General features: G+C 55.7%; 26 protein-coding genes. 1 reads left to right on the top strand and 25 read right to left on the bottom strand.

The features are described 5' to 3' along the window. Positions 1 to 2: 2 nt before the first annotated feature. Positions 3 to 2837, top strand: a complete 2835-nt coding sequence (gene uvrA / locus J1G37_RS22695; RefSeq protein WP_124525080.1) for an excinuclease ABC subunit UvrA — start codon at positions 3 to 5, stop codon at positions 2835 to 2837. Positions 2838 to 2904: 67 nt separating this feature from the next. On the opposite strand, the gene bfr is transcribed toward uvrA, so the two are convergent. From bfr to rpsS, 25 genes are all read right to left on the bottom strand, one after another. Then, the gene (gene bfr, locus J1G37_RS22690) at positions 2905 to 3369 is read right to left on the bottom strand and encodes a bacterioferritin (protein ID WP_017736661.1); all 465 of its coding nucleotides are present in this window, start codon (positions 3367 to 3369) and stop codon (positions 2905 to 2907) included. Positions 3370 to 3524: 155 nt separating this feature from the next. Next, positions 3525 to 4973 carry a catalase gene (locus tag J1G37_RS22685; RefSeq protein ID WP_207045458.1) on the bottom strand — a complete coding sequence of 483 codons (1449 nt, stop codon included), beginning with the start codon at positions 4971 to 4973 and terminating at the stop codon, positions 3525 to 3527. A gap of 238 nt (positions 4974 to 5211) precedes the next feature. Continuing rightward, positions 5212 to 5598 carry a 50S ribosomal protein L17 gene (rplQ, locus tag J1G37_RS22680; RefSeq protein WP_003176402.1) on the bottom strand — a complete coding sequence of 129 codons (387 nt, stop codon included), beginning with the start codon at positions 5596 to 5598 and terminating at the stop codon, positions 5212 to 5214. Between the two features lie 41 nt (positions 5599 to 5639). Continuing rightward, the gene (gene rpoA, locus J1G37_RS22675) at positions 5640 to 6641 is read right to left on the bottom strand and encodes a DNA-directed RNA polymerase subunit alpha (protein WP_003176403.1); all 1002 of its coding nucleotides are present in this window, start codon (positions 6639 to 6641) and stop codon (positions 5640 to 5642) included. Between the two features lie 22 nt (positions 6642 to 6663). Further along, positions 6664 to 7284: a 30S ribosomal protein S4 gene (gene rpsD / locus J1G37_RS22670; protein ID WP_003210056.1), complete on the bottom strand. Its 621-nt coding sequence runs from the start codon at positions 7282 to 7284 to the stop codon at positions 6664 to 6666. An 18-nt stretch (positions 7285 to 7302) separates the two neighbouring features. Continuing rightward, a complete protein-coding gene (gene rpsK, locus J1G37_RS22665) occupies positions 7303 to 7692 on the bottom strand; it encodes a 30S ribosomal protein S11 (protein ID WP_002555466.1) in 390 nt (129 codons plus the stop codon). A gap of 30 nt (positions 7693 to 7722) precedes the next feature. Then, complete coding sequence (rpsM, locus tag J1G37_RS22660) at positions 7723 to 8079, bottom strand: 30S ribosomal protein S13 (RefSeq protein WP_003194635.1); 357 nt, start codon at positions 8077 to 8079, stop codon at positions 7723 to 7725. Positions 8080 to 8208: 129 nt separating this feature from the next. Further along, positions 8209 to 8325, bottom strand: coding sequence for a 50S ribosomal protein L36 (gene rpmJ / locus J1G37_RS22655; RefSeq protein ID WP_002555468.1), 117 nt, complete (start codon positions 8323 to 8325; stop codon positions 8209 to 8211). A gap of 28 nt (positions 8326 to 8353) precedes the next feature. Continuing rightward, the gene (gene secY / locus J1G37_RS22650) at positions 8354 to 9682 is read right to left on the bottom strand and encodes a preprotein translocase subunit SecY (RefSeq protein ID WP_017736663.1); all 1329 of its coding nucleotides are present in this window, start codon (positions 9680 to 9682) and stop codon (positions 8354 to 8356) included. After that, positions 9683 to 10120: a 50S ribosomal protein L15 gene (gene rplO, locus J1G37_RS22645; protein WP_003176407.1), complete on the bottom strand. Its 438-nt coding sequence runs from the start codon at positions 10118 to 10120 to the stop codon at positions 9683 to 9685. Positions 10121 to 10123: 3 nt separating this feature from the next. Continuing rightward, positions 10124 to 10300 (bottom strand): 50S ribosomal protein L30, encoded by a 177-nt coding sequence (rpmD, locus tag J1G37_RS22640; protein WP_003186033.1) that lies wholly within the window; start codon positions 10298 to 10300, stop codon positions 10124 to 10126. 2 nt (positions 10301 to 10302) lie between these two features. Beyond that, positions 10303 to 10803, bottom strand: coding sequence for a 30S ribosomal protein S5 (gene rpsE, locus J1G37_RS22635; RefSeq protein WP_003176409.1), 501 nt, complete (start codon positions 10801 to 10803; stop codon positions 10303 to 10305). Positions 10804 to 10806: 3 nt separating this feature from the next. Further along, positions 10807 to 11157 (bottom strand): 50S ribosomal protein L18, encoded by a 351-nt coding sequence (gene rplR / locus J1G37_RS22630; RefSeq protein WP_017736664.1) that lies wholly within the window; start codon positions 11155 to 11157, stop codon positions 10807 to 10809. A 10-nt stretch (positions 11158 to 11167) separates the two neighbouring features. Continuing rightward, complete coding sequence (gene rplF / locus J1G37_RS22625; protein ID WP_003176412.1) at positions 11168 to 11701, bottom strand: 50S ribosomal protein L6; 534 nt, start codon at positions 11699 to 11701, stop codon at positions 11168 to 11170. Positions 11702 to 11713: 12 nt separating this feature from the next. After that, a complete protein-coding gene (gene rpsH / locus J1G37_RS22620) occupies positions 11714 to 12106 on the bottom strand; it encodes a 30S ribosomal protein S8 (RefSeq protein ID WP_003176413.1) in 393 nt (130 codons plus the stop codon). Positions 12107 to 12312: 206 nt separating this feature from the next. After that, positions 12313 to 12618: a 30S ribosomal protein S14 gene (gene rpsN, locus J1G37_RS22615; RefSeq protein ID WP_003176414.1), complete on the bottom strand. Its 306-nt coding sequence runs from the start codon at positions 12616 to 12618 to the stop codon at positions 12313 to 12315. Positions 12619 to 12631: 13 nt separating this feature from the next. Beyond that, positions 12632 to 13171, bottom strand: coding sequence for a 50S ribosomal protein L5 (rplE, locus tag J1G37_RS22610; RefSeq protein ID WP_003194642.1), 540 nt, complete (start codon positions 13169 to 13171; stop codon positions 12632 to 12634). A 22-nt stretch (positions 13172 to 13193) separates the two neighbouring features. Then, a complete protein-coding gene (rplX, locus tag J1G37_RS22605) occupies positions 13194 to 13508 on the bottom strand; it encodes a 50S ribosomal protein L24 (RefSeq protein ID WP_003176416.1) in 315 nt (104 codons plus the stop codon). 11 nt (positions 13509 to 13519) lie between these two features. After that, positions 13520 to 13888: a 50S ribosomal protein L14 gene (rplN, locus tag J1G37_RS22600; protein WP_002555479.1), complete on the bottom strand. Its 369-nt coding sequence runs from the start codon at positions 13886 to 13888 to the stop codon at positions 13520 to 13522. Positions 13889 to 13911: 23 nt separating this feature from the next. After that, positions 13912 to 14178, bottom strand: coding sequence for a 30S ribosomal protein S17 (gene rpsQ, locus J1G37_RS22595; protein ID WP_003176419.1), 267 nt, complete (start codon positions 14176 to 14178; stop codon positions 13912 to 13914). A gap of 2 nt (positions 14179 to 14180) precedes the next feature. Further along, entirely contained in the window at positions 14181 to 14372 is a 192-nt protein-coding gene (gene rpmC, locus J1G37_RS22590; protein ID WP_002555481.1) for a 50S ribosomal protein L29, read from the bottom strand. Beyond that, positions 14372 to 14785: a 50S ribosomal protein L16 gene (rplP, locus tag J1G37_RS22585; protein ID WP_017736665.1), complete on the bottom strand. Its 414-nt coding sequence runs from the start codon at positions 14783 to 14785 to the stop codon at positions 14372 to 14374. Before rplP ends, rpmC begins: the two co-directional genes overlap by 1 nt. Positions 14786 to 14797: 12 nt before the next feature. Further along, complete coding sequence (gene rpsC, locus J1G37_RS22580) at positions 14798 to 15484, bottom strand: 30S ribosomal protein S3 (RefSeq protein WP_003176422.1); 687 nt, start codon at positions 15482 to 15484, stop codon at positions 14798 to 14800. Between the two features lie 13 nt (positions 15485 to 15497). Next, positions 15498 to 15830 carry a 50S ribosomal protein L22 gene (rplV, locus tag J1G37_RS22575; protein WP_003103908.1) on the bottom strand — a complete coding sequence of 111 codons (333 nt, stop codon included), beginning with the start codon at positions 15828 to 15830 and terminating at the stop codon, positions 15498 to 15500. An 11-nt stretch (positions 15831 to 15841) separates the two neighbouring features. Further along, entirely contained in the window at positions 15842 to 16117 is a 276-nt protein-coding gene (gene rpsS, locus J1G37_RS22570; RefSeq protein ID WP_002555486.1) for a 30S ribosomal protein S19, read from the bottom strand. Between the last annotated feature and the right edge of the window lie 11 nt (positions 16118 to 16128).

The raw sequence follows: 16128 nt of genomic DNA, 5'->3' as shown, positions 1-16128 counted from the left end.
TCTTGGACAAGATCCTGATTCGTGGGGCTAGAACCCACAACCTGAAGAACATCGACCTGACCCTGCCCCGGGACAAACTGATCGTCATCACCGGTTTGTCGGGGTCCGGCAAATCGTCCCTGGCATTCGACACGCTGTACGCCGAAGGCCAGCGGCGCTATGTGGAGTCGCTGTCGGCCTATGCCCGGCAGTTCCTGTCGATGATGGAAAAGCCCGACGTCGACACCATTGAAGGCCTGTCGCCGGCGATCTCCATCGAGCAGAAATCGACTTCCCACAACCCGCGCTCCACCGTGGGCACCATCACCGAGATCTACGACTACCTGCGCCTGTTGTATGCGCGAGTGGGTATCCCCCGCTGCCCCGACCACGACATTCCCCTGGAAGCCCAGACCGTCAGCCAGATGGTTGACCTGGTGCTGGCCCAGCCGGAAGGCGCCAAGCTGATGTTGCTGGCACCGGTGATTCGCGAGCGCAAGGGCGAACACCTTTCCGTCTTCGAAGAGCTTCGCGCACAAGGTTTTGTACGCGCGCGGATCAACGGCAAGCTCTATGAGCTGGACGAAGCGCCGAAGCTCGACAAACAGAAGAAGCACTCCATCGATGTGGTGGTGGACCGCTTCAAAGTGCGGGCCGACCTGCAACAGCGCCTGGCGGAATCGTTCGAGACGGCCTTGAAGCTGGCGGACGGCATTGCCCTGGTGGCGCCGATGGACGACGAGCCGGGTGAAGAAATCATCTTCTCCGCGCGTTTTGCCTGCCCGATCTGTGGCCACGCCATCAGCGAGCTGGAACCCAAGCTGTTCTCCTTCAACAACCCGGCCGGCGCCTGCCCGACGTGCGATGGCCTCGGGGTGAAGCAGTTCTTCGACATCAAGCGCCTGGTCAATGGCGAGCTGACGTTGGCCGAGGGTGCGATACGCGGCTGGGACAGGCGCAATGTCTATTACTTCCAGATGCTGGGGTCGCTGGCATCCCACTACAAATTCAGCCTGGAAGTGCCATTCAACCAACTGCCGGCGGATCAGCAGAAAGTCATTCTGCATGGCAGCGGCTCGCAGAATGTCGACTTCAAATACCTGAACGACCGCGGCGACATCGTTAAACGCTCCCACCCGTTCGAAGGGATCGTGCCAAACCTGGAGCGCCGCTACCGCGAGACCGAATCGGCCAGCGTGCGTGAAGAGCTGGCGAAATTCCTCAGCACCCAACCCTGCCCGGATTGCCGCGGCACGCGCCTGCGTCGTGAGGCGCGACATGTGTGGGTGGGTGAGAAGACGTTGCCGGCAGTGACCAACCTGCCTATCGGCGACGCCTGTGAGTATTTTGGTGTACTCAAGCTGACCGGCCGTCGCGGCGAGATTGCCGACAAGATCCTCAAGGAAATTCGCGAGCGCTTACAGTTCCTGGTCAACGTGGGCCTGGACTACCTGTCGCTGGATCGCAGCGCCGATACACTGTCCGGCGGTGAAGCCCAGCGGATTCGCCTGGCCAGCCAGATTGGCGCAGGTCTTGTGGGGGTGCTGTACATCCTCGACGAGCCGTCGATCGGTTTGCACCAACGCGACAACGACCGCCTGCTCGGCACGCTGAAACACCTGCGGGACATCGGCAACACCGTGATCGTGGTCGAGCACGATGAAGATGCGATTCGCCTGGCGGATTACGTCGTCGATATCGGCCCGGGCGCTGGCGTCCATGGTGGGCATATTGTCGCCGAGGGCACACCTGCTGAAGTCATGGCGCACCCGGACTCGCTGACCGGCAAGTACCTCTCTGGCCGCGTGAAAATTGAAGTGCCAGCCAAGCGCACACCACGCAACAAGAAACAGGCACTGCACCTCAAGGGTGCTCGCGGCAACAACTTGCGCAATGTGGACCTGGAAATCCCCCTGGGCCTGCTGACCTGTGTGACGGGTGTTTCCGGCTCAGGCAAGTCGACGCTGATCAACAATACGCTGTTCCCATTGAGTGCCACCGCCTTGAACGGCGCGACTACCCTGGAAGCGGCTGCCCACGACAGCATCAAGGGCCTGGAGTTGCTGGACAAAGTGGTCGATATCGACCAGAGCCCCATTGGCCGTACACCACGCTCGAACCCGGCAACCTATACCGGGTTGTTTACGCCGATTCGCGAGTTGTTTGCGGGCGTCCCGGAATCCCGTTCACGGGGCTACGGGCCTGGCCGCTTCTCGTTCAACGTCAAGGGCGGGCGCTGCGAAGCGTGCCAGGGCGATGGCTTGATCAAGGTGGAGATGCACTTCCTGCCGGACATCTACGTGCCCTGCGATGTGTGCAAGAGCAAGCGCTACAACCGCGAAACCCTGGAGATCAAGTACAAGGGAAAAAGCATCCACGAAACCCTGGAGATGACCATCGAGGAAGCGCGGGTGTTCTTCGACGCGGTTCCGGCGTTGGCGCGCAAACTGCAGACGTTGATGGATGTGGGCCTGTCGTACATCAAACTGGGGCAATCGGCGACCACGCTGTCCGGCGGCGAGGCACAGCGGGTCAAGTTGTCGCGCGAACTGTCCAAGCGTGATACTGGCAAGACCCTGTATATCCTCGATGAACCGACCACGGGTCTGCACTTTGCGGATATCCAGCAATTGCTGGATGTACTGCACCGCTTGCGCGACCACGGCAACACGGTAGTCGTGATCGAGCACAACCTGGATGTGATCAAGACCGCCGATTGGCTGGTGGACCTTGGGCCGGAGGGCGGCTCCAAGGGCGGGCAGATCATCGCGGTGGGCACACCGGAGGAAGTCTCCGAGATGCCGCAGTCGCACACCGGTTACTACCTCAAACCACTGTTGGCGCGCGACCGGGCCTGATTTATCGGGCCCAACAAAAAGCCCCTGTCACCGTTAAGGCGCCAGGGGCTTTTTTTGTAGCCGGGGATCAGAACTGCGATTGCAGGTAATTCTCCAAGCCGACCAGCTTGATCAGGCCCAACTGCTTTTCCAGCCAGTAGGTGTGATCTTCTTCGGTGTCGTTCAACTGCACACGCAGGATTTCACGCGTGACATAGTCGTTGTGCTTCTCGCACAGCTCGATGCCCTTGCACAATGCGGCACGCACCTTGTACTCCAGGCGCAAGTCACTGGCGAGCATCTCAGGCACCGTGGTGCCGGTGTCCAGGTCGTCGGGACGCATGCGCGGCGTGCCTTCGAGCATCAGGATTCGGCGCATCAGTGCGTCGGCGTGCTGTGCCTCTTCTTCCATCTCATGGTTGATACGTTCGTAGAGCTCGGTGAAGCCCCAGTCCTCGTACATACGCGAATGGATGAAATATTGGTCACGAGCTGCCAGTTCGCCCGTCAGCAACGTGTTGAGGTAATCGATTACGTCGGGGTGACCTTGCATCGCCCTACATCTCCCTGCTTGAAAGTCTGTAGTTTGAACCATGCTGACTCGGAGGTCACGGGATCAACGGCAGAAAAGTGAAGAATTCCGGAGAAAAGTAGCTGAATTAACGCAAAAACCGCCCAAATGAGGGCGGTTCTGCTTATCGTTTAGAGTCAGTTAAGCGATACACCCAGTGCCTTTGCGATTGCTTCTCCGTACGCCGGATCGGCCTTGTAGAAATGCGCCAGTTGACGCTGCACCACATCACTTGTCACACCCGCCATTGCACCGGCGATGTTGCTGGTGAGCAGCGCTTTCTGCTCGTCACTCATCAGACGGAACAGTGCACCCGCGTGGCTGTAGTAATCAGTGTCTTCGCGGTGATCGTAACGATCGGCGGCACCGCTAAGGGCCAGCGCAGGCTCAGCGTATTGAGGCGCTTGTTTAGGCGCATCCGCGTAGCTGTTGGGCTCGTAGTTAGGAGCGGCACCACCGTTGGGGCCGAATGCCATCGAACCGTCACGCTGGTAGCTGTTCACCGGGCTCAGGGGGGCGTTCACCGGCAGTTGCTGGTGGTTGGTGCCGACACGGTAGCGGTGGGCATCTGCGTAGGCGAAAACGCGCCCCTGCAACATACGGTCAGGAGACAGCCCCACGCCTGGAACCATATTGCTTGGACCGAAGGCAGCTTGCTCAACTTCAGCGAAGTAATTCTGTGGGTTGCGGTTCAGTTCCAGCTCCCCAACTTCGATCAACGGGAATTCCTTCTGCGACCAGGTCTTGGTCACGTCGAAGGGGTTCTCGTAGTGCGCATTCGCCTGGGCTTCAGTCATGATCTGGATGCAGACGCGCCATTTCGGGAAATCGCCGCGTTCGATAGCACCGAACAGATCACGCTGAGCGTAATCAGGATCAGTACCCGCCAGGCGTGCCGCTTCGGCCGGCGCGAGGTTCTTGATGCCCTGCTTGGTTTTGTAGTGCCACTTAACCCAGTGACGTTCGCCTTGGGCGTTGATCAGGCTATAAGTGTGGCTGCCGAAGCCGTGCATGTGACGGTAGCCGTCTGGGATGCCACGGTCAGAAAACAGGATGGTGACCTGATGCAGCGCTTCTGGAGAGTGTGACCAGAAGTCCCACATCATTTGCGCGCTTTTGAGGTTGCTTTGTGGCAGGCGCTTTTGAGTGTGGATGAAGTCAGGGAATTTCAGCGGGTCACGGATGAAGAACACAGGCGTGTTATTACCAACGATGTCCCAGTTGCCTTCTTCGGTATAGAACTTCAACGCGAAACCGCGCGGATCACGCTCGGTATCCGCCGAACCACGCTCGCCACCTACGGTGGAAAACCGCAGGAAAGTTGGCGTTTGCTTACCAACAGACTCGAACAACTTGGCGCTTGTGTACTGCGAGATGTCTTTAGTGACAGTAAACGTACCGTAAGCACCCGAACCCTTGGCGTGTACACGGCGCTCAGGAATGTTTTCACGGTTGAAGTGAGCAAGCTTCTCGATCAGGTGAAAATCGTCGAGCAGCAACGGGCCGCGCGGGCCAGCGGAACGGGAATTCTGGTTGTCCGCAACGGGAGCACCGCTGGCGGTCGTAAGGATTTTATTCTGGCTCATGTGCGTATTCCTCAGGTCGGACTTGGAACTGCCGGCTAATCGGCTTGGTGGAGAGTATTGATCATCAACATGACACCCACAAATTCATTAAATTGCGGACATCAATAGAAAATTACTACCAACAACACCAACAACCATAGTGCCGAGCGCAATCTGGAGAAGCTTGTACAAATCGCGCTTTTATTACGCGCACAAAAAACCGGGCACTAGGCCCGGTTCTTCGTTACAGCTTGACGTCTTACTCGGCGCTTACAGCTTCGCCAGCAGTAGCACGATCAACCAACTCGACGTACGCCATAGGCGCGTTGTCGCCAGCGCGGAAGCCGCACTTGAGGATGCGCAGGTAGCCACCCTCACGGGTAGCGTAACGCTTGCCCAGGTCGTTGAAGAGCTTACCAACGATAGCTTTCGAACGAGTACGGTCGAAAGCCAGACGGCGGTTAGCCAGGCTGTCTGTCTTGGCCAAAGTGATCAGCGGCTCAGCAACGCGACGCAGTTCTTTAGCTTTCGGCAGTGTAGTTTTGATCAGCTCGTGCTCGAACAGCGACACCGCCATGTTTTGAAACATGGCCTTGCGGTGCGAGCTGGTACGGCTCAGGTGACGACCACTTTTACGATGACGCATGGTTCATTCCTTACCAAACTCACGTTCGGTGATTACGACGATCAGGCAGTCGCCTTGTCGTCCTTCTTAAGACTTGCAGGCGGCCAGTTGTCGAGGCGCATGCCGAGGGACAGACCGCGGGAGGCCAGAACGTCCTTGATTTCAGTCAAGGATTTCTTGCCCAGGTTCGGAGTCTTCAACAGTTCTACTTCGGTACGCTGAATCAGGTCGCCGATGTAGTAAATGTTTTCCGCCTTAAGGCAGTTAGCCGAACGTACAGTCAGTTCCAGATCGTCAACCGGGCGAAGCAGGATCGGATCGATCTCGTCTTCCTGCTCGATTACCACTGGTTCGCTGTCACCCTTGAGGTCGACGAACGCAGCCAACTGCTGTTGCAGGATGGTTGCAGCGCGGCGGATAGCCTCTTCAGGATCCAGAGTACCGTTGGTTTCCAGATCAATAACCAGCTTGTCCAGGTTAGTACGCTGTTCGACACGGGCGTTTTCCACCACGTATGCGATACGGCGAACCGGGCTGAACGAAGAGTCAAGCTGCAAGCGACCAATGCTGCGGCTTTCGTCTTCATCGCTCTGACGCGAGTCGGCCGGTTCATAACCACGACCACGAGCTACGGTGAGCTTCATGTTCAGGGCGCCGTTAGACGCCAGGTTAGCGATTACGTGATCGGGATTAACGATCTCGACATCATGATCCAGCTGAATATCGGCAGCGGTAACCACCCCCGAACCCTTCTTCGACAAGGTCAGCGTAACTTCGTCACGGCCGTGCAGCTTGATAGCCAGACCTTTAAGGTTCAACAGGATTTCAATTACGTCTTCCTGTACACCTTCGATGGCGCTGTACTCGTGGAGCACACCGTCAATCTCGGCCTCGACTACTGCACAGCCGGGCATTGAGGACAACAGGATGCGGCGCAGCGCGTTGCCCAGGGTGTGGCCAAAACCACGCTCGAGAGGCTCGAGAGTGATCTTGGCGCGGGTTGGACTGACAACCTGCACATCAATGTGGCGGGGTGTCAGGAACTCATTTACCGAAATCTGCATGGATGCACCTATTTTCTAGCCCTTACTTGGAGTAGAGCTCGACAATCAGGCTTTCGTTGATGTCGGCGGACAGATCACTGCGAGCAGGAACGTTCTTGAAAACGCCCGACTTCTTCTCAGTGTCTACTTCTACCCATTCTACGCGGCCACGTTGGGCACACAGATCGAGAGCTTGGACAATGCGAAGTTGGTTTTTTGCTTTCTCGCGAATCGCGACCACGTCACCAGCACGAACCTGGTAGGACGGGACGTTAACGGTTTGGCCGTTTACGCTGACGGATTTGTGCGATACCAGCTGACGGGATTCGGCACGAGTCGAACCAAAGCCCATACGGTATACAACGTTGTCCAGACGGCATTCGAGCAGTTGCAGCAGGTTTTCACCGGTTGCACCTTTCTTGCCAGCAGCTTCTTTGTAGTAGCCGCTGAACTGACGCTCGAGAACGCCGTAGATACGACGGACCTTCTGCTTTTCACGCAGTTGGGTGCCGTAGTCGGACTGGCGACCGCGGCGTTGGCCGTGGATACCAGGTGCTGCTTCAATGTTGCACTTCGATTCGATCGCGCGCACGCCGCTCTTCAGGAAGAGATCGGTGCCTTCGCGACGAGCGAGTTTGCATTTTGGACCAATGTAACGAGCCATTCTTTACAATCTCCTGGATTACACGCGGCGCTTCTTCGGCGGACGGCACCCGTTGTGCGGGATTGGCGTCACGTCGGTGATGCTGGCGATCTTATAGCCACAGCCGTTCAAAGCACGGACAGCAGACTCACGACCTGGACCTGGACCTTTGACGTTAACGTCGAGGTTTTTCAGGCCGTATTCCAGCGCAGCTTGACCAGCACGTTCAGCAGCTACTTGAGCAGCAAACGGGGTGGACTTGCGGGAACCGCGGAAACCCGAACCACCAGAGGTAGCCCAAGACAGCGCGTTACCTTGACGGTCGGTGATGGTCACGATTGTGTTGTTAAAAGAAGCATGGATGTGGGCGATGCCATCAACCACTGTCTTTTTAACTTTTTTACGAGGACGAGCAGCAGGTTTTGCCATGATAATTTTCCTGTCGATTCGCTGGGGCGATTACTTGCGGATCGGCTTACGCGGACCTTTACGGGTACGCGCGTTAGTCTTGGTACGCTGACCGCGTACTGGAAGACCACGACGATGACGCAGACCGCGATAGCAACCGAGGTCCATCAAACGCTTGATTTTCATGTTGATTTCGCGACGCAGGTCACCTTCAGTGGTGAACTTCGCCACTTCGCCACGCAGCTGTTCAATCTGCTCGTCGCTCAGATCCTTGATCTTAGCGGCTGGGTTTACCCCAGCGACCGCGCAAATCTTCTGCGCAGTTGTGCGACCAACACCATAGATGTAGGTCAGCGAGATAACAGTGTGCTTGTTATCTGGAATGTTAACGCCTGCAATACGGGCCATTCAGTGGGACTCCAATTGACAGCTACCTACGCCCCGGAAGCCAAGAAATAGGGCGCGAGATAATATCGCTGTAATAACAAATAATCAACCCGGCAGCGCACTAGCTGCCGGGCTTCAAGCGGATCACACTCAGCCTTGGCGCTGTTTGTGACGCGGTTCCGCGCTGCAAATTACTCGAACAACACCTTCGCGGCGAATAATCTTGCAGTTACGGCACAGCTTTTTCACCGATGCACGAACTTTCATCACCAACTCCTCGAACCTTATGGGGTACTCAGCGCAACATGCCGCTGCCGTAGCCCTTCAGGTTGGCTTTCTTCATCAGGGATTCGTACTGGTGCGAAACGAGGTGCGATTGTACTTGGGACATGAAGTCCATCACAACCACGACGACGATCAGCAACGAGGTCCCGCCAAGGTAGAACGGAACGTTTGCTGCAACCACCAGGAACTGGGGCAACAAGCACACGGCCGTCATATATAGAGCACCGAACAGGGTCAAACGAGTCAGAACGCCATCAATGTAGCGTGCCGACTGCTCACCTGGACGGATGCCCGGAATAAAGGCACCGGACTTCTTCAGGTTTTCCGCTACGTCTTTCGGATTGAACATCAACGCCGTATAGAAGAAGCAGAAGAAAATAATCCCTGCACTAAACAGCAGAATATTCAACGGCTGACCAGGAGCGATCGACTGAGAGAGGTCCTGCAGCCAGCCCATATTTTCAGACTGACCAAACCAGGTACCCAACGAAGCCGGAAACAGCAAAATGCTGCTCGCGAAAATTGCCGGAATAACACCGGCCATATTCACTTTCAGCGGCAAGTGGCTGGTCTGCGCAGCGAAGACCTTACGGCCCTGCTGACGCTTGGCGTAGTGAACAGCAATACGACGCTGGCCACGCTCAATGAACACCACAAAACCGATAATCGCTACTGCCAGCAAACCGATGGCAACCAGGGCGAAGATATTGATATCACCCTGACGTGCAGACTCGAAAGACTGCCCAATTGCTCTCGGAAGACCGGCGACGATACCTGCGAAAATCAACATCGAGATACCGTTACCAACACCACGCTCAGTAATCTGCTCACCCAGCCACATCATGAACATCGCACCAGCCACAAACGTGGATACCGCGACGAAATGGAAGCCAAAGTCACCAGTGAACGCAACACCCTGCCCAGCCAGGCCAACGGACATGCCGATAGCCTGGACCAGGGCGAGGGCTACAGTGCCGTAGCGGGTGTACTGGCTAATCTTGCGACGGCCAGCTTCACCTTCCTTCTTCAACTGCTCCAGCTGCGGGCTGACGGCGGTCATCAGTTGCATGATGATCGATGCCGAAATGTACGGCATGATCCCCAGTGCAAAGATGCTCATCCGTTCCAGCGCGCCGCCGGAAAACATGTTGAACAAGCTAAGAATGGTCCCCTCATTCTGTCGAAACAGGTCTGCGAGTCGGTCCGGGTTGATACCTGGAACCGGGATGTGTGCGCCTATTCGGTAGACGATAATCGCCAGGAACAGAAAACGCAGACGAGCCCAAAGTTCAGACATACCGCCTTTGCCGAGCGCTGAGAGAGCACCTTGCTTAGCCATTTATTCCTCGAACTTGCCGCCAGCTGCTTCGATAGCCGAACGCGCACCTTTGGTGGCGCCGATTCCCTTGCCGATAGTGACAGCGCGAGTCACTTCACCGGACAGCATGATTTTCACACGCTGTACGTTGACGTTGATCACGTTGGCATCTTTCAGGGTCTGCACAGTAACGATGTCGCCTTCCACTTTGGCCAGCTCGGACAGACGCACTTCTGCGCGGTCCATGGCTTTCAGGGATACGAAACCGAACTTAGGCAGGCGACGATGCAGCGGCTGTTGACCGCCTTCAAAGCCTGGAGCGATGGTGCCACCGGAACGGGAGGTTTGACCTTTGTGGCCACGGCCACCAGTCTTACCCAAACCGCTACCGATACCACGGCCCGGACGATGCTTTTCGCGACGGGAACCCGGCGCTGGACTCAGATCATTGAGTTTCATCGATTAACCCTCTACACGCAGCATGTAGTAAGCCTTGTTGATCATCCCGCGATTCTCGGGAGTATCAAGTACTTCTACAGTGTGACCGATGCGACGCAGACCCAGACCCTTAACGCACAGTTTGTGGTTAGGGATGCGGCCGGTCATGCTCTTGATCAGCGTTACTTTAACGGTAGCCATGATCAGAAGATCTCCTTGACAGTCAGACCACGCTTAGCAGCGATGGACTCAGGAGATTGCATAGCTTTCAAACCTTTGAAAGTGGCGTGAACCACGTTTACCGGGTTAGTCGAGCCGTAGCACTTGGCCAGAACGTTCTGAACGCCAGCAACCTCGAGGACAGCACGCATAGCGCCGCCAGCGATGATACCGGTACCTTCAGAAGCAGGCTGCATGTACACCTTCGAAGCGCCATGGGCGGACTTCATTGCGTACTGCAGAGTGGTGCCGTTCAGGTCAACTTGGATCATGTTGCGGCGAGCAGCTTCCATTGCCTTCTGGATCGCAGCAGGCACTTCACGCGACTTGCCACGGCCGAAGCCAACACGCCCTTTACCATCACCAACCACGGTCAACGCGGTGAAAGTGAAGATACGGCCGCCTTTAACGGTTTTGGCTACGCGGTTAACTTGAACCAGCTTCTCAATGTAGCCTTCGTCGCGCTTTTGGTCGTTATTTGACATAACTTAGAACTCCAGCCCAGCTTCACGAGCGCCATCAGCCAGCGCTTTCACGCGACCGTGGTACTTGAAGCCAGAGCGGTCGAAAGCCACTTGCGAGACGCCAGCGGCCTTAGCACGCGTAGCGACCAGCTGGCCAACCTTAGTGGCCGCGTCGATGTTGCCAGTGGCACCATCACGCAGTTCTTTATCCAAAGTCGAGGCGCTTGCCAGGACTTTGTTGCCGTCGGCCGAGATGACCTGGGCGTAGATGTGCTGCGACGAGCGGAACACGCAGAGACGCACGACTTCGAGTTCGTGCATTTTCAGGCGTGCTTTGCGAGCGCGACGCAGTCGAGTAACTTTTTTGTCGGTCATTTGCTATGCCCTACTTCTTCTTGGCTTCTTTACGACGGACGACTTCGTCCGCGTAGCGCACACCTTTGCCTTTGTACGGCTCTGGTGGACGGAAGTCGCGGATCTCAGCAGCCACTTGACCTACCAGTTGCTTATCGATGCCCTTGATCAGGATATCGGTCTGGCTAGGAGTCTCAGCGGTGATGCCTTCCGGCAGTTCGTAATCCACTGGGTGCGAGAAGCCAAGGGCCAGGTTCAAAACCGTGCCTTTTGCTTGCGCTTTGTAACCAACACCGACCAGCTGGAGCTTACGCTCGAAGCCTTGGCTTACGCCTTGGACCATGTTGTTTACCAACGCACGCGTGGTACCGGCCATTGCGCGAGTTTGTTGATCGCCATTGCGAGCAGCGAAACGCAGCTCACCAGCTTCTTCAACGATCTCAACGGACGAATGGATGTTCAGTTCAAGAGTACCCTTGGCACCCTTCACCGAAAGCTGTTGGCCTGCGAATTTTACTTCGACACCGGCTGGCAGCTTAACGGGGTTCTTAGCGACGCGAGACATGCTTATCCCCCCTTAGAACACAGTGCAAAGAACTTCGCCGCCGACACCGGCAGCGCGCGCAGCACGATCCGTCATCACACCTTTGTTGGTGGAGACGATAGACACGCCCAGACCGCCACGAACTTTCGGCAGATCTTCAGCGGACTTGTACTGACGCAGGCCTGGACGGCTAACGCGCTTCACTTCCTCGATGACCGAACGGCCTTCGAAGTACTTCAGCTCGATGGACAGCAGTGGTTTGATTTCGCTGCTGATCTGATAACCCGCAATGTAGCCTTCGTCTTTCAGGACTTTGGCAACAGCTACCTTCAACTTGGAAGATGGCATGCTTACGACGGACTTTTCAGCCATCTGGGCATTACGGATACGAGTTAGCATGTCCGCTAACGGGTCCTGCATACTCATGGGCTAGACGCTCCTAATACAAAAAAATTAGCCTTGCGGCTACATATGTCGCCGAGAATCTCCGGGTAAAAAACACGGGCTCAGGCGAGCCGCGTATTTTAGACACACTCCAGAAATGAAACAAGCCCCAAAAGGGGCTTGTTCCAGATTCAAGGTCACCGGCGGTCAGTATCTTGCGATTCAGACCACCTGGACGTTGAAAGTACTTACCAGCTGGCTTTAACCAGACCTGGTACGTCACCACGCATTGCCGCTTCACGCAGTTTGTTACGGCCGAGGCCGAACTTGCGGTAAACGCCGTGTGGACGACCGGTCAGGCGGCAGCGGTTACGCATGCGCGAAGCGCTTGCGTCACGTGGCTGCTTCTGCAGAGCAACTGTAGCTTCCCAACGCGCTTCTGGACTTGCGTTCAGATCAACGATGATTGCTTTCAGTGCTGCACGCTTCTTGGCGTACTTGGCAACCGTGAGCTGACGCTTCAGCTCGCGGTTTTTCATGCTCATCTTGGCCATGGTCCTACTCCAATCAGTTGCGGAACGGGAATTTGAAAGCACGCAACAGGGCGCGACCTTCATCATCGTTCTTGGCAGTGGTGGTCAGGGTGATGTCCAGACCGCGGAGAGCATCGATCTTGTCGTAGTCGATTTCCGGGAAGATGATCTGCTCTTTCACGCCCATGCTGTAGTTACCACGACCATCGAAGGACTTGGCATTCAGGCCGCGGAAGTCGCGAACCCGAGGCAGGGAGATCGACAGCAGACGATCCAGGAATTCGTACATACGCTCACGGCGCAGGGTCACTTTGACGCCGATCGGCCAACCTTCACGGACTTTAAAGCCAGCGATGGATTTCCGAGCGTAGGTCACAACGACTTTCTGGCCGGTGATCTTTTCCAGGTCAGCAACAGCGTGCTCGATGACTTTTTTGTCACCGATCGCTTCGCCCAGACCCATGTTCAGGGTGATTTTGGTAACGCGCGGAACTTCCATCACGTTCCCAAGCTTAAGTTCTTCCTTAAGCTTAGGGGCGATTTCCTTCCGGTAAATCTCTTGTAGTCGTGCCATGGTCTAATCTACCTAGCAGTGTTCAAGCATCAACCGCTTTTTGGGTCGACTTGAAGACACGAATTTTCTTACCGTCTTCTACTTTGAAACCAACGCGGTCAGCCTTGTTGGTTTCGCCGTTGAAGATGGCGACGTTAGAAGCATCCAGCGGAGCTTCTTTCTCGACGATACCGCCCTGCACGCCCGACATCGGGTTAGGCTTGGTATGACGCTTAACCAGGTTCAGACCACCGATAACCAGACGGTTATTAGCGAGAACCTTAAGCACCTTACCGCGCTTACCTTTGTCTTTGCCGGCGATCACGATGATCTCGTCGTCACGACGAATCTTTTGCATGTCGGATCTCCTTACAGCACTTCTGGGGCGAGCGAGACGATCTTCATGAACTTCTCAGTACGAAGTTCACGGGTCACTGGCCCAAAGATACGGGTGCCGATCGGCTCTTGCTTGTTGTTCAGAAGAACAGCAGCGTTGCCATCAAAGCGGATAATGGAGCCATCAGCACGACGTACGCCGTGACGAGTGCGGACTACAACAGCAGTCATCACTTGGCCTTTTTTCACTTTACCGCGAGGAATTGCTTCCTTCACGGTAACTTTGATGATGTCACCGATACCAGCGTAACGACGATGGGAGCCACCCAGCACCTTGATGCACATAACACGGCGAGCGCCGCTGTTATCGGCCACATCGAGCATGGATTGAGTCTGAATCATATAATTTCTCCGACCCCTAGTCCTTAGACTTCCACAGCGCGTTCGAGAACATCAACCAGTGCCCAAGACTTGGTCTTGGCCAGCGGACGAGTTTCACGAATAGTGACTTTGTCGCCGATGTGGCACTGATTGGTTTCGTCGTGCGCGTGCAGCTTAGTCGAACGCTTAACATATTTACCGTAGATCGGGTGCTTAACGCGACGCTCGATCAAAACGGTGATGGTTTTGTCCATCTTGTCGCTGACAACACGGCCAGTCAGCGTACGGACAGTCTTTTCGGCTTCAGCCATGATCACTTACCTGCCTGCTGGTTGAGCACAGTCTTCACGCGAGCGATGTCACGCTTAACTTGCGAGAGCAGATGAGACTGCCCCAACTGGCCAGTTGCTTTCTGCATACGCAGATTGAACTGGTCGCGCAGCAAGCCGAGCAGTTGCTCGTTCAGCTGCTGTGCGGATTTTTCACGAAGTTCATTCGCTTTCATCACATCACCGTCCGTTTAACAAAGGAGGTGGCGAGCGGCAGCTTTGCAGCAGCCAGGGCGAAAGCCTCACGCGCCAGCTCTTCAGTAACACCCTCGATTTCATACAGGACTTTGCCTGGCTGAATCTGGGCAACCCAATATTCCACGTTACCCTTACCTTTACCCATCCGCACTTCGAGAGGCTTCTTGGAGATCGGCTTGTCCGGGAATACACGGATCCAGATCTTGCCGCCACGTTTAACGTGACGGGTCAGAGCACGACGCGCTGACTCGATCTGACGAGCGGTGAGACGACCACGAGCTACAGACTTCAGCGCGAACTCGCCGAAGCTGACTTTGCTACCGCGCTGAGCCAGACCACGGTTGTGGCCTGTCATCTGCTTGCGGAACTTCGTACGCTTAGGTTGCAACATTTGGCGTACCCCTTACTTAGCAGCTTTTTTACGAGGCGCTGGTGCTTGTGGTTTCAGTTCTTCTTGGCGACCACCAATTACTTCGCCTTTGAAGATCCAAACCTTTACACCGATCACACCGTAAGTGGTGTGAGCTTCGTAGTTGGCATAGTCGATGTCGGCACGCAGGGTGTGCAGTGGCACACGACCTTCGCGATACCATTCAGTACGTGCGATTTCAGCACCGCCGAGACGACCGCTCACTTGGATTTTGATGCCTTTGGCACCAATGCGCATGGCGTTCTGTACGGCGCGCTTCATAGCGCGACGGAACATTACGCGACGCTCCAGCTGCTGAGCTACGCTCTGCGCAACCAGCATACCGTCGAGCTCCGGCTTACGGATCTCTTCGATATTGATGTGCACAGGCACACCCATTTGCTTGGTCAGGTCCTGACGCAGTTTCTCAACATCTTCACCTTTCTTCCCGATAACGATACCTGGACGAGCGGTGTGGATGGTGATACGTGCAGTTTGTGCCGGACGATGGATATCGATACGGCTTACGGACGCGCTTTTTAGTTTGTCTTGGAGATACTCACGCACCTTCAGATCAGCGAACAAATAGTCCGCATAAGTCCGACCGTCTGCGTACCAGACGGAGGTGTGCTCCTTGACGATTCCCAGGCGAATGCCAATGGGATGTACTTTCTGACCCATCTCTTCGACTCCGTTACTTGTCAGCAACCTTGACAGTGATATGGCAAGACCGCTTGACGATGCGATCAGCACGGCCTTTGGCACGTGGCATGATGCGCTTCAGCGAACGCCCTTCGTTGACGAAAACGGTGCTGACCTTCAGGTCATCAACGTCTGCGCCTTCGTTATGCTCGGCGTTGGCTACGGCCGACTCCAGCACTTTCTTCATGATCTCGGCGGCTTTCTTACTGCTGAAAGCCAACAGGTTGAGCGCTTCGCCCACCTTCTTCCCGCGGATCTGGTCGGCGACCAAGCGGGCTTTCTGGGCGGAGATTCGAGCGCCCGACAACTTAGCGGCTACTTCCATTTCCTAACCCCTTAACGCTTGGCTTTCTTGTCTGCCACGTGCCCACGATAAGTGCGGGTACCGGCAAACTCGCCCAGTTTGTGGCCGACCATGTCTTCGTTAACGAGAACTGGGACGTGTTGACGACCGTTGTGTACTGCGATGGTCAGACCGACCATTTGTGGCAGGATCATCGAACGACGCGACCAGGTTTTCACCGGTTTGCGATCATTCTTTTCCGCCGCCACTTCGATCTTCTTCAGTAGGTGAAGATCAATAAAAGGACCTTTTTTCAGAGAACGTGGCACTGTCGTATCCC

Source organism: Pseudomonas sp. Marseille-Q1929 (assembly GCF_017316265.1).
Lineage (GTDB): Bacteria > Pseudomonadota > Gammaproteobacteria > Pseudomonadales > Pseudomonadaceae > Aquipseudomonas.
Note: the sequence above shows the minus strand (reverse complement) of the source record. Positions and strands in the feature narration are given on the sequence as shown.

Excerpts from the sequence above, each read along its gene's own strand:
- rpsE (WP_003176409.1), bottom strand. The coding sequence starts at position 10,803 with ATGTCAAATAACGACCAAAAGCGCGACGAAGGCTACATTGAGAAGCTG.
- rpmD (WP_003186033.1), bottom strand. The coding sequence starts at position 10,300 with ATGGCTACCGTTAAAGTAACGCTGATCAAGAGCATGACCGGCCGCATC.
- rplR (WP_017736664.1), bottom strand. The coding sequence starts at position 11,157 with ATGACCGACAAAAAAGTTACTCGACTGCGTCGCGCTCGCAAAGCACGC.
- rpoA (WP_003176403.1), bottom strand. The coding sequence starts at position 6,641 with ATGCAGATTTCGGTAAATGAGTTCCTGACACCCCGCCACATTGATGTG.
- rplQ (WP_003176402.1), bottom strand. The coding sequence starts at position 5,598 with ATGCGTCATCGTAAAAGTGGTCGTCACCTGAGCCGTACCAGCTCGCAC.
- rpmC (WP_002555481.1), bottom strand. The coding sequence starts at position 14,372 with ATGAAAGCGAATGAACTTCGTGAAAAATCCGCACAGCAGCTGAACGAG.
- rplP (WP_017736665.1), bottom strand. The coding sequence starts at position 14,785 with ATGTTGCAACCTAAGCGTACGAAGTTCCGCAAGCAGATGACAGGCCAC.
- rpmJ (WP_002555468.1), bottom strand. The coding sequence starts at position 8,325 with ATGAAAGTTCGTGCATCGGTGAAAAAGCTGTGCCGTAACTGCAAGATT.
- rpsK (WP_002555466.1), bottom strand. The coding sequence starts at position 7,692 with ATGGCAAAACCTGCTGCTCGTCCTCGTAAAAAAGTTAAAAAGACAGTG.
- rpsC (WP_003176422.1), bottom strand. The coding sequence starts at position 15,484 with ATGGGTCAGAAAGTACATCCCATTGGCATTCGCCTGGGAATCGTCAAG.
- rplF (WP_003176412.1), bottom strand. The coding sequence starts at position 11,701 with ATGTCTCGCGTCGCTAAGAACCCCGTTAAGCTGCCAGCCGGTGTCGAA.
- rplN (WP_002555479.1), bottom strand. The coding sequence starts at position 13,888 with ATGATTCAGACTCAATCCATGCTCGATGTGGCCGATAACAGCGGCGCT.
- bfr (WP_017736661.1), bottom strand. The coding sequence starts at position 3,369 with ATGCAAGGTCACCCCGACGTAATCGATTACCTCAACACGTTGCTGACG.
- secY (WP_017736663.1), bottom strand. The coding sequence starts at position 9,682 with ATGGCTAAGCAAGGTGCTCTCTCAGCGCTCGGCAAAGGCGGTATGTCT.
- rplO (WP_003176407.1), bottom strand. The coding sequence starts at position 10,120 with ATGAAACTCAATGATCTGAGTCCAGCGCCGGGTTCCCGTCGCGAAAAG.
- rpsD (WP_003210056.1), bottom strand. The coding sequence starts at position 7,284 with ATGGCTCGTTACATTGGTCCAAAATGCAAACTCGCTCGTCGCGAAGGC.
- rpsH (WP_003176413.1), bottom strand. The coding sequence starts at position 12,106 with ATGAGTATGCAGGACCCGTTAGCGGACATGCTAACTCGTATCCGTAAT.
- rplV (WP_003103908.1), bottom strand. The coding sequence starts at position 15,830 with ATGGAAGTAGCCGCTAAGTTGTCGGGCGCTCGAATCTCCGCCCAGAAA.
- rpsM (WP_003194635.1), bottom strand. The coding sequence starts at position 8,079 with ATGGCCCGTATTGCAGGCGTTAACATTCCAGATAACAAGCACACTGTT.
- rplX (WP_003176416.1), bottom strand. The coding sequence starts at position 13,508 with ATGCAAAAGATTCGTCGTGACGACGAGATCATCGTGATCGCCGGCAAA.
- rpsN (WP_003176414.1), bottom strand. The coding sequence starts at position 12,618 with ATGGCCAAGATGAGCATGAAAAACCGCGAGCTGAAGCGTCAGCTCACG.
- J1G37_RS22685 (WP_207045458.1), bottom strand. The coding sequence starts at position 4,973 with ATGAGCCAGAATAAAATCCTTACGACCGCCAGCGGTGCTCCCGTTGCG.
- rpsQ (WP_003176419.1), bottom strand. The coding sequence starts at position 14,178 with ATGGCTGAAGCCGAAAAGACTGTCCGTACGCTGACTGGCCGTGTTGTC.
- rplE (WP_003194642.1), bottom strand. The coding sequence starts at position 13,171 with ATGGCACGACTACAAGAGATTTACCGGAAGGAAATCGCCCCTAAGCTT.